Here is a 14,001-nt window from a genome sequence, read left to right as displayed (position 1 = left end):
ATGATCCGGAACCACGTAGTCCGGTCACCACCGAACTGCACGCTTGCTGTGGCAGTGAGGTGGACCAGGTCACCGGTCTGTGGCCGACGTAGCGGCCGGATGCGTGGAGACTTTCCGGCCGAGTTGACGTTCATGCGTCTCGCCTCCGCCCTAGAGAGCGCCGGCCCGCTCACCGGCTGGCCCGGTCGCGGTAGGAGGTCGGCGGTGCACCGTGCTTGCTCTGCCAGTCACGAAGGGCTGCTTTGATGCGGTGGTTCTCGGCGTACACCTGGGCCAATTCGTCATACAGCGACGCCATGTCCTCCGAGACCTGGTCGATGAAGTGCCGGACGTCCTCGGCTTTCAGCCCGCGGCGCAGCCCATCCGAGCGGCGGAACCGAATCCGGCGGACCGCATCCGGTGTCAGTCGCCCGCGGTCGCGAACGGGGTAGCCGCCGCCATGGGTACCGCGAGTGGCGCTCACAGGACCTCCCGGATGGATACCGGGTCAGGCAGGCCGCAGGAGACCAGGAATCCCCGTGCCGCGAGGTACCGGCCGATGCAGGGACTGAATTCGCTGGGTACGCAGGTGATGCAGAACCCGTCTTGATCGGGTCGATGATCGCGGAATAGCCGGTAGGCGAGGTTCCACACCAGCTCGTCGAGGCACGACGAGGGCGGCCGGGCCGGCGGATCAGCGGGGTCGAATGGCAACTCAGACACAGGTCTCGCTTCCTTCTGGGCTGGTTCGCAGCAGCAAGGCAGCGACCCCCGAGGGGCGCCGAGCCCGTACGGACCGGCCGGTCAACCGGCCCGTACGAGCCGCTGGTCAGGCCGTACGGCTTGACCGAACCGGCGCACAGTCCGGGCACGCACGCCGGACCAGCCGGACGACCGCTTCGCCGACCCGCACCGTCCGACGCCGTGACGCCAGCCGCCAGCCCCGCCCTTCGCAGGACTGACAGACCCCCGAGGAATTCGCCATGTGCTGATCGTGGTCGCCCAGTGACGCCGAACCCATCACGCGCGGTAGTCCATGAAGGAGTAACTTCAATCCGGCAACCGGATGCCAGGCACCAGGCCGCTATCTGCCGTACGGATAAGCCGGGACCGACCAGGGGAGGCGCCCGTGAGTTCACGCGCAGGGACCACGTTCTCTGTACCCGAGCACCTATGGGCTACGGACGGCATGCTCGACGCGCTCGCGGCGCGCGACATCGCCCAGGTCTTCCGGCTGATCCAGCGAGAGACGCGCGTCAGCCAAACCCATCTCGGCGTCGCCATCGGCCTGAGTCAGGCCCAGGTCAGCGAGATCATCGGCGGGTCGCGTCGCGTCAGCAGCATCGACGTCTTGACCCGCATCTCTAGCGGCCTCTGCATGCCGACCGATGCCCGCGTCGTGCTCATGCTCGGCGACCGCAGCCACGGCACCGCTCCGACTACGACCTCATCCGGCGACGTGATCGCGACTCCGTATGCGCAAACGCTGGCAGAAGACGCGCTGACCGAGCGGTACGCCGACGTGGAGGCGGTCTACCCAAGCCGGTCGGAGTTCACCTCCAAAATGCCGCCGCACGCCCTGTTCGACTGCGCGACCGACATCCGTGCCGTCGGTCTTTCCCTCAACCTGATATGCCAGCAGTACGCCGATAGCCGTCTCGCCCAGCTGGCCCAGGACGGCGCCCGCCTCCGGCTGCTGTTCCTCGATCCGGCCGGCGCCGCCATCCGCCAACGCGAGATCGAAGAGGGCATGACCGCGGGCACTCTCGGCGCCCTCACGACTCTCAACCTGCAAGGCATCCTTCGGGTACGCGACCGCCTGCCCGCCGACATTCGGGATCGCATCGAGGTCGCCACCTACGACCAGACGATCCGTGTCAACATCACCTTGATCAATGACTCGCTCTGCGTCGCGCAGCAGTACCTACCGCACGCGCGAGGCGTCGAGTCCCCGACGATGGTGATCAAGAAGCGGTGGCCGGCCGCCGGGCTGTACCACGTGTTCGAGCGCACCTTCGACGAGCTTTGGAGCGGTGGCCAGCCCCGATGACCGACTACACCGACCTACTCCCGATCGCTAACCAGGCCGTCGACCTGGCCCAGGGCATCATGCGCACCATGCAGCCCGGCGTCCTCACCGCCAAGGGCGATCGTGACATGGCTTCCGAGGTCGACTTCGCCATCGAGGAGAAGGTCCGCGCCTTCCTCGCCGAGCAGACGCCGGCCATCGGCTTCCTCGGCGAAGAGAACGGGAACAGCGGCGCCGAAGGCGGCTTGATGTGGGCACTCGACCCCGTCGACGGCACCGTGAATTTCGTACACGGATCACCGCTCTGCGCCATCTCACTCGGCCTGATCACCGAAAACCGATCCGTCCTCGGTGTCATTGACCTGCCATTCCTCGGCGAGCGTTACTCCGCAGCCGAAGGCCACGGCGCCCACGCGAACGGGAAGCCGATCACGGCCAGCTCGACCAGGCAGATCGACGAAGCAGTCATCGCGCTGGGCGACTACGCCGTCGGCGACGGCGCACGGGAGAAGAACCAGATCAGATTTGCCCTCACCGAACGGCTAGCCAAGAGCGCCCAGCGCATCCGCATGCACGGGTCAGCCGCGATCGACCTGGCCTGGCTCGCGGCCGGGCGGGTCGATGCCGTCGTCATGCTCGCTAACAAGCCATGGGACACCGCTGCTGGTGTCGCTATCGCGCGAGAAGCTGGTGCCTTGCTCGTTGACCAAGACGGCTCACCACACACTCTTGAATCCCGGGCAACCATCGCAGCAAACGCAGGCCTTCTGCCCGCGATCCTTGCTCTGGTGGGCGAGGTGAGCTCGCCGGGCGCCCGTCGGCTGGCATGAGGGGCGGGCAACCGTAGAGGGCGAACCGGTGCAGAGAGCAAGGCGGTCGGCTGGCCAGCCGACCGCATCGTGCGCACGCCGACGCTCTCCCTTTACCCAGTCATCGCGAGGAGGCGGCAGCGGGAGTGAGGCGTCAAGGCGATCTTGACGCCTCACTGTCTGCTACCGGAAGCCGCCGACTGCTGTGATCATGGAAGCGATGGCGGTGATCAGGCTGGCTACAGAGGACATCATCAGCAAAAGGGTTTGGCGGTCGCCATCCCTAGGTAGCATCGCTAATACCTTCCTGTCGCGCCCTCCAAGGGGCGAGGTGAGGGGTAACGGAAGAGAAGCCGGGTTCGTTGGGTCGGGTTCGGCTTCCCTTCGCAATCAAGGTATCTGGATGTATCAAGCCAAAACCTATAATGATACATGTTTTTGACACGTACGTGTCAAACCGGACATCCCTGACCTGCGCGTTCGCCCACTTGGCGCCGGGTTGTGTCTGCGTATTCGGACAATTCCCCCCCAGGTGAGGCTCATACGAGCAGCCAGGCGGGGCGAAGGTCTAAGCCTTTAAGGGGCCCTCACCTTGAGGCAGCGGACGAGTCGGCCTGTAGGCCGGATGCTGGTCCGGTCGTACTGCCGAGTTCGCCTGTTCTGAATCAAGGCGCCGCGCGAGCGCGGCGCTGGCCGGACGCGCTCGGCCTGCTGGCGGGCTCCGCCCGGCATCGGCCGGCGCACCGGCCGAGTGGCGCATCGAGCGCTCAGCTCGTAAAGGCCGGATAAGGCAGCGTAGAGCCAGGCCGTGACGATCGCATCCGTGGCTAGGCGCCGTTGTGGCTTCCGGCGATCGCTGCCGCGCCGCTTCGCGACTTGCCATCGGTTCAGGTGGTCACCGCTGGCGGTCCCGGAGCCAAATGAGGGCGGTGGTCGGCATCGCCCGTGGGGCGTCGTGATTGGGCCGGAGACAGTGATCCGGGCGTGCAGCGAACGTGCAACTCGTGATGGCGATCATGGGGGATCTGCGGTCATCAGAGGTGAACTTCGGGGCGGCGAAACAGCCCCGGAAAGCAGAACGTCCACCATGCGTTTCCGCAGGTGGACGACGCTCAAAGCCCGGCGAGAGGCTCGGTGGCCAGGGGCGGGGTCGAACCGCCGACCTTCCGATTTTCAGTCGGACGCTCGTACCAACTGAGCTACCTGGCCGTGATCTTTACTTGCGGTCCTGACGGGACTTGAACCCGCGACCTCCGCCTTGACAGGGCGGCGAGCACTCCAACTGCTCCACAGGACCTTGCTGTGTAACTCTATCTTGGTTTGTCACCGGCTTGCGACCGATAACTTACCAGTACCCCCAACGGGATTCGAACCCGTGCTACCGCCTTGAAAGGGCGGCGTCCTAGGCCACTAGACGATGAGGGCAACTCCGCTATCATTGCACATCGCGCTGGCTGCGCGATCGGCAACGCTTGGTCGTTGTGGCCCCAACCGCGCCCCCCGCTTGAGGCATGTAAAACATATACGATGCCCATGCTGATCTTCAAATCGGGGGGCCTGCACCGCCTCTGAGCTGTGGAAACGTTAAACGCAGGCGGAGGCTACGACCCGGACGGCGCCGCCGAGGTCACCGAGTGGGGTCACTTCCGGGGGCAGATCGGCGGTGGGCCAGCCGGGTCCGGCGGCCGCGACGACGACCGGTGGGTGCGGGAGGTCCAGGAGGCTCTGGAGCTGGGCCACACCACCGGTGGTGGGCAGCTGGGACCACAGGACCACCACTGCCGGGCCGGTGCGTTCCACCGCGTCCAGCAGCGCCCTCGGCGGCACCCGGGCGCCCAGCAGACGGCTCGGCACCCCGCTTTCGGCCAGCGCGGCTGCCAGGGCCTCCAGCGGCAGGGTGTGCTGCTCCTCGTCGGCGGCGGCTAGTAGAGCCCGTGGGGCGAGTTCCCGGGCCGGACGGGGCACCGCGGAGAACGCTTCGGTGATCGACCGGGAGATCAGATGCTCGACTTCGACGAACCGGTCGGTCGCCTCGTACCGCTCGCCGATGCCGATCAGCACCGGCATCATCACGTGCTCCCAGGTGGGGATCACGCCGCGGCCGGCGATTGCCTGGTCGAGGATGTGGCGCATGGACGGCCCGTCCAGGCGCATGGCGGCGCGGGCGAGGCCCCGGGCAGCCGGATCGGCGCGCGGGCCGAGGGGGATGGCCTGGCCGCCGCCGGCCGGGCCACCGATCGCGGGGAGATCCGCGGGCAGCGACGCGGCGGCCACAGAGGCGGCCAGTGTCGGATCGACGTCCGCGGCGGGTGGAGAGGCGTCCGCTGCGGACGGCGAGGTATTCGTGGCGGGTGTGGAGACAGCCGGCGGGACCGCGAGATCCGCGGCGGGCGGCGCCGGGGAGCGGCGGGCCCAGGCTGCGGCTTCCGCGGGCGCGACGCCTTGCGCGGTGAGTCGCTGCATGACCTGTAGCCGGACCATGTCCTCGACGGTGTACCGCCGATGATGGCCCGGCTCGTGCCGGCTGGGACCCAGCCCGTACCGCTGATGCCAGGTGCGCAATGTGGTCACCGCGACGCCGAGACGGCGTGCGGCCGCGCCTGCGCTCAGCCCGTCAACGCCCACCCGTCCCCTCCGCTGACGAGGAAGAGGGGGAGGGGGACGAGGACAGCGGCGCGGACGGGGACGAAGGAGACGAGGACGGCGGCGCCGAGGGGGACGAAGGGGGTGAGGGCAGCGGCGCGGACGGGGAGGACGGGGACGAGGGTGTGGCGTCCAGGTGGGTGGCGAGGCGTTCGGTCACCCCGTCGAGCCAGGGGGCGTACGACTCCGGCGTCGCCGCCAGTTCCTGCCTCAGGTCCTCGATCGACACCCAGCGCAGCCGCGCCACCTCGCCTGGGTCCGGCCGGAACGTGATGCCGCCCGCAACCTCCCCGAGCAGCACGTGGTCGTACTCCCGCTCGACCCGCCCGGTGACCGGATCCGTGGCGAAGTACACGTGGACGCCGACCTCCCGCAGCGGCGCCTCCGGTGTGAAGCCGAGCTCCTCGGCGACGCGGCGGCCCGCGGACACGGTGATGTCCTCCCCGGGGACCGGATGCCCGCAGCAGGTGTTGCCCCATCGCAGCGGGAACCGGGTCTTCACCGCCGCCCGCTGTTGCAGCAGCAACCGCCCGGACGGATCGCGCAGGAACACCGAGAACGCCCGGTGCAGCATTCCGGGCGCCTCGTGCGCGTCCCGGACGCTGGCGGTTCCGGTGGAGCCGCCCTGGTCGTCGACGAGTTCCACCAGGTCGGACTCGCGGGATGGGGTGGTCACGCGACGCCCCCGGTGATCCGGCCGGCCGCCAACTTCCCGGAGATCAGCACCATCGGCACGCCGACGCCGGGCTGGGTGCCGGAGCCGGTGAAGACGACGTTGGGCAGGGTGGGGTGCATGTTGGACGGCCGGAACGGCCCGGTCTGGGCGAAGGTGTGCGAGGCCGCGAACGGCGTGCCGGCGGCCATCCCGTCGTCGGCCCAGTCGGCGGGCGTGATGATCCGCTGCACCTCGACGCCGTCCCGGAAGCCGACGTATCCGCGCTGTTCGAGCACGCCCAGCAGTTCGTCGGCGTACCGCTTGTCCATGCCGCGGCGCCAGTCGATCGGCCCGTCCTCCAGGTTCGGGGTGGGCGCGAGCACGTAGTAGGTCTGCCGGCCGTGGGGAGCGACCGTGGGGTCGGTGTGCGTCGGGTTCGTGACGAGCAGGGAGGGATCGCTCATCAGGAGACCTTTACGGATCACCTCGTCGAAAGTGCCCTTCCACGCCGTACCGAAATGGATGTTGTGGTGGGCGATCTTGGAGTAGGCCTGGCTGGAGCCGATGTGCAGCACCACGCACGACGGTGAGTACTTCAGTCGCCGGAGGCGACGGCGGGGTGGGAGGAGGTCGCGGTAGGCGACCGGGAGGTCCGGGTTGAGCACCACCACGTCGGCCCGGATGTGTTCACCGCCGGAGGTCAGCACGCCGGTGGCGCGGCCGTTGGCGGTGGTGACCCGCTCGACGGTGGTGTCGTAACGGAAGGTGACGCCGTGTTTCTCGGCGACGGCCGCGAGCGCCTTCGGGACGGCGTGCATGCCGCCTTTCGGGAAGTACACGCCGGCGACCGAGTCGAGGTAGGCGATGACCGCGTAGACGGCGAGCGCGTCGTGCGGCGCGAGCCCGGCGTACATCGCCTGGAAGGAGAAGATCCGCTGGGTACGGGGATCGCGGAAGTACTCGCCGATCTTCGGCTGCAACCGCCGGAACGCGCCCATCCCGAGGAGCTTGAGCAGGTTCAGGTTGACCAGGTCGAAGGGGGTGTCGAGGTTCTTGTCGATGAAGTGGTCGCGTTCCAGCTGCCAGAGCCGCCGGGAGAAGTCGACGAAGCGCAGGTATCCGTCGGCTTCGCGGGCGCCGCAGACGCGGGCGATCTCGGCGGCCATCCGGGTGGTGTCGGTCCGCACATCGAGGGTGGAGCCGTCCGGGTAGTACGCCCGGTACGCCGGGTCGAGGGGGGTCAGTTCCAGCCAGTCGCCGAGGTTCTCGCCGACGGCCTCCATCGGTTCGGCGATCAGTTCGGGCATGGTCAGCACGGTGGGGCCGGTGTCGAACTCGTACCCGTTCGCCGACAGCCGGCCGGCGCGCCCGCCGGGAACCGATTCGCGTTCGACGACGGTGACCTGTCGTCCGGCCGCGGCCAGGTGCAGCGCGCAGGCGAGGCCGGCGAGGCCCGCGCCGACGATGACGACCCGGTCGGTGGGTCCGGTCACTATTCGCACTTTTCGGCTCCAAAAATAAGGTTCATCATGCCGGTCGATCGGTGACGGCGGTGGCGAGCTCGATGAGGGCGGTTTTCGCGTCGAGGCGGATCGGGGCGTCGGCGATCGCGGTGACGCCTTCCGCGACCCGGGCCCGGATCATCTCCTCGAGCCGGGCGGGGGCCCCGGTGGCGGCGATGATCTCGGCTTGCCGGGTGATGCCGGCCACGGCCAGTTCCTCGAGCTGTGCCGGGGTGGCCAGCTGCCGGGCCAGCATGAGCAGGGTGGTGGGTTTGCCGGTGGACAGGTCGTCGCAGGCCGGTTTGCCGGTGACGGCGGGGTCGCCGTACACCCCGAGCAGGTCGTCGCGAAGCTGGAACGCCTCGCCGACGGCGATGCCGTACGTCTGATAGGCCTCTTCGATCCGGTGGTCCATCCCGGCGGCGAGGGCCAGACCGAACCCGAGGGGCCACTGCACCGTGTAGCTGGCCGTCTTGTGCCGGGCCACCACCAGCGCCCGCTCCACCGACCAGGCCGCCGGGTCGGTCTCGCCGAGAACGTCCAGGTACTGCCCGGCGATGGCCTCGATCCGCATCCGGTCGTACCGTGCGCGGACCTCGAGCTGGACCGACGGGGGCAGCGCGACCTTGGCCAGCAGCTGGTCGGCCCAGACCAGGCAGAGGTCGCCGATCAGGATCCCGGCGGAGTCGCCGAACCGGTCGCCGTGCTGCGCCGCGAAGATCCGGTGCGCGGTGGGCCGGCCGCGCCGGGTCTCGGAACGGTCCATCAGGTCGTCGTGGACGAGGGCGAACGTGTGCATGAGTTCGAGAGCGCCGAGAGCGGGTAAGACGGCTTCGAGTGTGTCACCAGTGCCGGCGACGCCGCGCCAGCCCCAGTACGCGAACGTCGGGCGGACCCGCTTGCCGCCGGCCATGACCAGGTCACGGGCGGTGCGGGCGAAGCCGCCGAGGGCGGGGTCGACGGTGTCGAGGGCGGGGATCTGGCAGGCGAGGAAGTCGGCCAGCGTCCCCTCGACGGCGCTGATCAACGCTCGGTGCGAAACCGGCTGGCGGGGGATCGCTTCAAGGCGATTTCCCTCGAGGGTGTGATTGGCCACGCTCAGTACCGTACCCTAACTTTTTGAAGTTGCGTCGATTCGTGCGTCGATTCTGACCGGAGGACCCGGCATGGAGACCGAACTGGCGGCCGCCTACGAGCGCTGCCGCGAACTGCACCGAGAGCACGGACGGACGTACTACCTCGCGACCCGGTTGCTACCGGCGTGGAAGCGGCGGCATGTGCACGCCCTCTATGGATTCACCCGATATGCGGACGAAATCGTGGACCGCACCGAGTCCCGGCCGTCGGCCGAACGCGCCGCGGTCCTCACCGAGTGGTCCGGCCGGTTCCTCGCCGGGCTCCGCGGTGAACCCGTCGACGACCCGCTGCTGCCCGCGGTCCTGCACACCATCGCGGTCTTCGACCTCGACCTCGACGACTTCGAGAAGTTCCTGCGCAGCATGGCGATGGATCTCACCGTCACCAGCTACCCCACGTACAGCGATCTACTCGAATACATGGAAGGTTCGGCAGCGGTGATCGGCACCATGATGCTGCCGATCCTCGAGTCCTCCGACCCGGCCGCCGCCCGCGAGCCGGCCCGCCAGCTCGGCAACGCCTTCCAGCTCACCAACTTCATCCGGGACGTCGCCGAAGACCTCGACCGCGGCCGGATCTACCTGCCCGAGGAGCACCTCGCCGAGTTCGGCGTGACCCGCCGCATGCTGCGCGAAGGCGTCGCCACCCCGGCGATCAAAGCGCTGATCAAGGCCGAGGTGGCCCGGGCCCGCGAGCACTACGCGCTGGCCGCCCCCGGCATCCCGCTGCTCGAACCCGCCTCCCAGGCCTGCATGCGCACCGCCTTCCAGCTCTACGGCGGCATCCTCGACGAGATCGAGGCGATCGACTACGACGTCTTCGGCCGCCGCGCCACCGTCCCCAACCGCCGCCGGGCCGCCGTGGCCGTGCGCAGCCTGCTCACCCGGCCCGGCACCCCGGTCCATCTGGCGGCGTGATGCGTACCGCGGTCGTCCTGCTCACCCGGGACCTGCGCGTACACGACAACCCGGCCCTCACCGCGGCCTGCCGGGCCGACCGGGTCGTTCCGCTCTACGTCCTCGACCCGAAACTGGCCGGCCTCTCCCCGAACCGCACCCGATTCCTCCACCAGAGCCTCGCCGACCTGCGCGACAGCCTGCGCAGGATCGGCGGTGACCTGGTCGTGCGCCACGGCGACCCGGTCACCGAAGCCGTCCGGGTCGCCCGCGACACCGGCGCCGAGACGATCCACCTCGCCGCCGACGTCAGCGGGCACGCCCAACGACGCGAACACCGCCTCCGCGCCGAGACCGGACCCCACCGGATCGGCCTCGGCCTGCACCCCGGCCTCACCGTCGTCGATCCGGGCGCGGTCCGCCCGGGCGGTGGCGGCGCCTGCTACAAGGTCTTCACCCCCTACCACCGGGCCTGGTCGGGGGTGCGGCGCCGGGCCGAACTGCCGGCGCCCGAGCGGATCGCGCTGCCGGACGGCCTGGACACCGGGCGGCTCCCGGACATCCCCGGCGGGGAATCACCGCACGCGGCGGAGGGTGGCGAGACCGCGGCGCGGCGGCGGCTCTCGCTGTGGTCGCGGCAAGAGCTCGCGGGGTACGAGGACGCGCACGACGACCTGCCCGGGGATGCCACGAGCAGGCTCAGCCCGTACCTCCGCTGGGGTTGTCTCTCGCCCCTCACCGTCGCCGAGACGGCGCGCAAGCAGGACGCCGACGCCCTCGTCCGCCAGCTCTGCTGGCGCGATTTCTACTACCAGGTCGCCCGGGTGTACCCGAAGCTGTCGACCGAGGCGCTGCGCCCGGCCGGCGACCGGGACTGGCGCTACGACGACGACGCGCTCCAGCACTGGCAGGACGGGCTCACCGGCGTGCCGGTCGTCGACGCCGGGATGCGCCAGCTGCGTGACGAGGGCTGGATGCACAACCGGGCCCGCCTGATCACCGCCGCGTTCCTCACCAAGCATCTCGGCATCGACTGGCGGCTCGGGGTCCGATGGTTCTCCCGCTGGCTGCTCGACGGAGACGTGCCGAACAACTCGGGAAACTGGCAGTGGACCGCCGGCGTCGGCAACGACACCCGGCCTTACCGAAGGTTCAACCCGATCCGGCAAGCGCTCCGGTTCGACCCGGACGGCGTGTACGTTCGTCGGTACGTACCTGAACTGAAGGGGATCGACGGCCCCGCGGTACATCAGCCGTGGCGGCTCCCCGAAACAGAATTCCGCAACCTCGACTACCCCGGCCCACTCGAGTCACATCGGGACGAGGCGGTCTGGTTGCGGTAGCGGGACCCGCCGGCGGTTGCGTCCGTCAAACGTCTCTTCCGGCGGGACCCGCGGCTTTCCCGGCAACACGATGGCGGCCATGAGGATGGTGAGCGCCAGCCAACGCTCGCCATCGCCCCCTCATGGCCGCCGTTCCTCGGTGTCACCGCTTCGCGAGGGTTCTGAATCGGACGTGCCTCGGCCCACTTGAGGAAACCTCGCGGTGGTTAGGTGAAGGACATGGGCGAAGTGCGGAACGTGGACGTGGTGGTCGTCGGACTCGGCGTGGGCGGTGAAGAGGCCGCCGGGCGACTGGCCGCGGCCGGGCTCGACGTCATCGGCGTGGAACACAACCTGGTCGGGGGCGAATGCCCGTACTGGGGATGCATCCCGACGAAGATGATGGTCCGGGCCGGCAGCGCCCTCGCCGAAGCGCGGCGCATCCCCGGGCTGGCCGGCCGGTCCACCGTCGAACCCGACTGGGCACCCGTCGCACAGCGGATCCGCGACGAGGCCACCGACGACTGGAACGACAAGGTCGCCGTCGACCGGCTCACCGGTAAGGGCGCCACGTTCGTCCGCGGCCGCGCCGTCATCACCGGGCCCGGCCGGATCCGGGTGGGCGAGCAGGAGTACGCCGCCGCCCGCGGGCTCGTCATCGCCACCGGGACCGCCGCGGTCATCCCGCCGATCGAGGGCCTGGCCGGTACGCCGTACTGGACCAACCGCGAAGCCGTCGAGACCCCGGCCCTGCCCGCCTCCCTGATCATCCTCGGCGGCGGTGCGATCGGCTGCGAGTTCGCCCAGGTCTTCGCCCGCTTCGGCGTCCAGGTCACGATCATCGAAGGCTCGGACCGGATCCTCGCCATGGAAGAGCCGGAATCCTCCGAGGTGGCCGCGGCGGTGATCGGCGCCACCGTCCGCACCGGCGTCCGCGCCACGAAGGTCTCCTTCAGCGACGGATTCACCGTCGATCTCTCCGACGGCAGCACCGTCACCGGCGAGAAGATGCTCGTCGCCACCGGCCGCGCCGCCCGCCTCGGCGACCTCGGCCTGGACGCCATCGGCCTGGACCCGCAAGCCCGCTTCCTCACCACCGACGAACGGATGCGCGCCGCCGACAAGGTATGGGCGGTCGGCGACGTCACCGGCAACGGCAACTTCACCCACATGGCGATGTACGAGGCCGACATCGCCGTCCGTGACATCCTCGGACAGGGCGGACCCGGTGCCGACTACCGCGCCCGGCCCCGCGTCACCTTCCTCGATCCGGAGATCGGCGCGGTCGGCCTCACTGAATCACAGGCACGGTCGTCCATCGAGGACGTACGAGTCGGCCTCGTCCCGCTGAACCAGACCTCCCGCGGGTTCGTCCACGGGCCCGGCAACGAAGGCTTCATCAAGGTCATCGCCGACGGGAGCCGGGGAGTGCTGGTCGGGGCCACCACCGCCGGCCCGGCCGGCGGCGAGATGATCGGGGCGCTCGCCGTCGCCGTCCACGCCGAAGTGCCGATCTCGACGCTGCTCAGCCAGATCTGGGCGTACCCCACCTTCCACCGCGGCATCAGCGATGCCCTGAAAGCCCTCGCCTGACGTTTCGACCCGATCCGGGTGGGCACCGCCATAGACATGTTGCGGCAGGTACTCACCCGGATCGAACAGGCCGACGCCCTCGACGGCGCCAGCGACAAACTGCAGGCGGCGGTCTCCTCCGCCGTCCGGCCGCGCACCCTGCGTGACCTCCTGCACGGGACGTGGATGGGGCATCCCCTTCACCCCGTGCTGGTTCAGGTCCCGGTCGGCGCGTTCCTCTCCGCGGCCGTCCTCGACGCCCTTCCCTCCCGGTCGCCGTCCTCGCGATCGCGCGCCTCGGGATCCGGTGATCGCGCCTCGACGGTCCTGATCGGCGTCGGGCTCGCCGGGGTCCTGCCCGCCGCGGTGGCCGGTTGGGTCGACTGGTCCGAGCTGACCAAGGACCGGCGGCGGGTCGGCCTGGTCCACGCGGTCACCAACCTGGTGGCCACCGGTCTCTACGCGAGTTCGCTGGCGGCCCGGCTCACCGGACGGACGAAGCAGGGTAAGGCGTTGGCTTACGCGGGCCTCTCGGTTGCGGGAGTCGGTGCCTTCCTGGGAGGACATCTGTCGTACACCCAAGGCGCCGGCATCAGTCACGCGGCACCGGAGGTCGCTCGCGTGCCGGAGGGGTGGACCGTCGCCGGATCGCTGTCGTCGCTGCCGGAGGGCAAGCCGGCTGCGCGGCGGGTCGGGGACACCGCGGTGCTCCTGTTCCGCCAGGGCGACCGGGTGACGGCGCTGATCGACCGGTGCTCGCACGAGGGTGGGCCGCTCAGTGAAGGTCAGGTCTCTGACGGGTGCGTGGTGTGTCCCTGGCACGGGAGCACCTTCCGTCTCGACGACGGTGCCGTGGTGCACGGGCCGGCGGGGAACGACCAGCCGGTGTTGCCGGTCCGGGTCAGGGACGGTCTGGTGGAGGTACGCCGTCCGTAGCCCCTTCTCCGTTCCCTTCCGCGTTCGCCTCCTCCCTGCCCCCTATCCGCGTCGACCTCGTCCCTGCCCCCTATCCGCGTTCACCTCGCTCCTGCTCTCCGTCTCGCTCTTGCTCCGCTTCGCTTTCGCTCCCCCTGCGCGTCACCCGGTCTCGCCCCGCTTCCTCCCCCTTCGCATCGCTTAACCCCCGCTCCACCTCCTCCACCCCCGCCTCACCGGCTCCATCCACGCCTTACCTGCGGAAACGTCGGAGGGTGACCCCCGATTTGGAGGGGAGGGAACCGGCGGGTAATGTTTTGCGAGCCGGCAGGGAAACGGGCGAGGCAAGCGGGTCACACCGCAACGGCCGTCCTGCCAAATCCTCTGAACTCGAGACCACAGCGCAGCTGTGTGCTTGACTCAGAGGACTTACTAGGGCAGATCGGAGCCAACCGGGATAAACCGGTTGACAACGCCAGGAAGACCTAGTAAATTAGAGCGAGTGCCCCGGGGGCGGGCCGCGAGAGCGGCGCGAACGAAGG

Annotated in this window: 11 protein-coding genes and 3 tRNA genes; 6 read left to right on the top strand and 8 right to left on the bottom strand. The window is 69.4% G+C overall.

Features of this window, described 5'->3' with window-relative positions:
* Positions 1–169 precede the first annotated feature (169 nt).
* Positions 170–463, bottom strand: coding sequence for a DivIVA domain-containing protein (locus Aut01nite_RS19040; RefSeq protein ID WP_052164330.1), 294 nt, complete (start codon positions 461–463; stop codon positions 170–172).
* Between the two features lie 705 nt (positions 464–1,168).
* Here Aut01nite_RS19040 and Aut01nite_RS19035 point away from each other — a divergent pair.
* Together Aut01nite_RS19035 and Aut01nite_RS19030 are read left to right on the top strand one after the other, a co-directional pair.
* Positions 1,169–2,029, top strand: coding sequence for a DUF5919 domain-containing protein (locus tag Aut01nite_RS19035; protein WP_052164331.1), 861 nt, complete (start codon positions 1,169–1,171; stop codon positions 2,027–2,029).
* A complete protein-coding gene (locus Aut01nite_RS19030) occupies positions 2,026–2,838 on the top strand; it encodes an inositol monophosphatase family protein (RefSeq protein WP_043530329.1) in 813 nt (270 codons plus the stop codon). Before Aut01nite_RS19035 ends, Aut01nite_RS19030 begins: the two co-directional genes overlap by 4 nt.
* Before the next feature lie 1,114 nt (positions 2,839–3,952).
* Here the strand turns inward: Aut01nite_RS19030 and Aut01nite_RS19025 are convergent.
* The 7 genes from Aut01nite_RS19025 to Aut01nite_RS18995 all read right to left on the bottom strand — a co-directional run bounded on the left by Aut01nite_RS19025 (position 3,953) and on the right by Aut01nite_RS18995 (position 8,713).
* Positions 3,953–4,026 (bottom strand) — tRNA-Phe (locus tag Aut01nite_RS19025).
* Between the two features lie 14 nt (positions 4,027–4,040).
* Positions 4,041–4,114: transfer RNA gene (locus Aut01nite_RS19020), tRNA-Asp, on the bottom strand.
* A gap of 55 nt (positions 4,115–4,169) precedes the next feature.
* Positions 4,170–4,242, bottom strand: a tRNA-Glu gene (locus tag Aut01nite_RS19015).
* A gap of 159 nt (positions 4,243–4,401) precedes the next feature.
* Entirely contained in the window at positions 4,402–5,442 is a 1,041-nt protein-coding gene (locus Aut01nite_RS19010; RefSeq protein ID WP_043530331.1) for a MerR family transcriptional regulator, read from the bottom strand.
* On the bottom strand, positions 5,432–6,136 hold the full coding sequence (gene idi, locus Aut01nite_RS19005) for an isopentenyl-diphosphate Delta-isomerase (RefSeq protein WP_063958846.1): 705 nt from the start codon (positions 6,134–6,136) through the stop codon (positions 5,432–5,434). Before idi ends, Aut01nite_RS19010 begins: the two co-directional genes overlap by 11 nt.
* Positions 6,133–7,617, bottom strand: coding sequence for a phytoene desaturase family protein (gene crtI, locus Aut01nite_RS19000; RefSeq protein ID WP_043530333.1), 1,485 nt, complete (start codon positions 7,615–7,617; stop codon positions 6,133–6,135). The genes idi and crtI overlap by 4 nt, the downstream gene beginning before the upstream one ends.
* 25 nt (positions 7,618–7,642) lie before the next feature.
* The gene (locus tag Aut01nite_RS18995; RefSeq protein ID WP_043530335.1) at positions 7,643–8,713 is read right to left on the bottom strand and encodes a polyprenyl synthetase family protein; all 1,071 of its coding nucleotides are present in this window, start codon (positions 8,711–8,713) and stop codon (positions 7,643–7,645) included.
* A gap of 70 nt (positions 8,714–8,783) precedes the next feature.
* Here Aut01nite_RS18995 and Aut01nite_RS18990 point away from each other — a divergent pair, with 70 nt between their 5' ends.
* The 4 genes from Aut01nite_RS18990 to Aut01nite_RS18975 all read left to right on the top strand — a co-directional run bounded on the left by Aut01nite_RS18990 (position 8,784) and on the right by Aut01nite_RS18975 (position 13,480).
* Complete coding sequence (locus tag Aut01nite_RS18990) at positions 8,784–9,671, top strand: phytoene/squalene synthase family protein (RefSeq protein WP_043530337.1); 888 nt, start codon at positions 8,784–8,786, stop codon at positions 9,669–9,671.
* On the top strand, positions 9,671–10,993 hold the full coding sequence (locus tag Aut01nite_RS18985) for a cryptochrome/photolyase family protein (protein WP_043530339.1): 1,323 nt from the start codon (positions 9,671–9,673) through the stop codon (positions 10,991–10,993). The genes Aut01nite_RS18990 and Aut01nite_RS18985 overlap by 1 nt, the downstream gene beginning before the upstream one ends.
* Before the next feature lie 219 nt (positions 10,994–11,212).
* The gene (locus tag Aut01nite_RS18980) at positions 11,213–12,565 is read left to right on the top strand and encodes a dihydrolipoyl dehydrogenase family protein (protein ID WP_043530341.1); all 1,353 of its coding nucleotides are present in this window, start codon (positions 11,213–11,215) and stop codon (positions 12,563–12,565) included.
* A gap of 36 nt (positions 12,566–12,601) precedes the next feature.
* Complete coding sequence (locus Aut01nite_RS18975; RefSeq protein ID WP_173476730.1) at positions 12,602–13,480, top strand: Rieske (2Fe-2S) protein; 879 nt, start codon at positions 12,602–12,604, stop codon at positions 13,478–13,480.
* Positions 13,481–14,001: the final 521 nt, after the last annotated feature.

It is taken from the genome of Actinoplanes utahensis, from assembly GCF_016862455.1.
Classification (GTDB): Bacteria; Actinomycetota; Actinomycetes; order Mycobacteriales; family Micromonosporaceae; genus Actinoplanes; species Actinoplanes utahensis.
The sequence above is the reverse complement of the archived record's forward strand: the minus strand, read 5'-3'. Positions and strand labels throughout refer to the sequence as shown.

Excerpts from the sequence above, each read along its gene's own strand:
- Aut01nite_RS19035 (WP_052164331.1), top strand. The coding sequence starts at position 1,169 with ATGCTCGACGCGCTCGCGGCGCGCGACATCGCCCAGGTCTTCCGGCTG.
- Aut01nite_RS19030 (WP_043530329.1), top strand. The coding sequence starts at position 2,026 with ATGACCGACTACACCGACCTACTCCCGATCGCTAACCAGGCCGTCGAC.
- Aut01nite_RS18990 (WP_043530337.1), top strand. The coding sequence starts at position 8,784 with ATGGAGACCGAACTGGCGGCCGCCTACGAGCGCTGCCGCGAACTGCAC.
- Aut01nite_RS18985 (WP_043530339.1), top strand. The coding sequence starts at position 9,671 with ATGCGTACCGCGGTCGTCCTGCTCACCCGGGACCTGCGCGTACACGAC.
- Aut01nite_RS18980 (WP_043530341.1), top strand. The coding sequence starts at position 11,213 with ATGGGCGAAGTGCGGAACGTGGACGTGGTGGTCGTCGGACTCGGCGTG.
- Aut01nite_RS18975 (WP_173476730.1), top strand. The coding sequence starts at position 12,602 with ATGTTGCGGCAGGTACTCACCCGGATCGAACAGGCCGACGCCCTCGAC.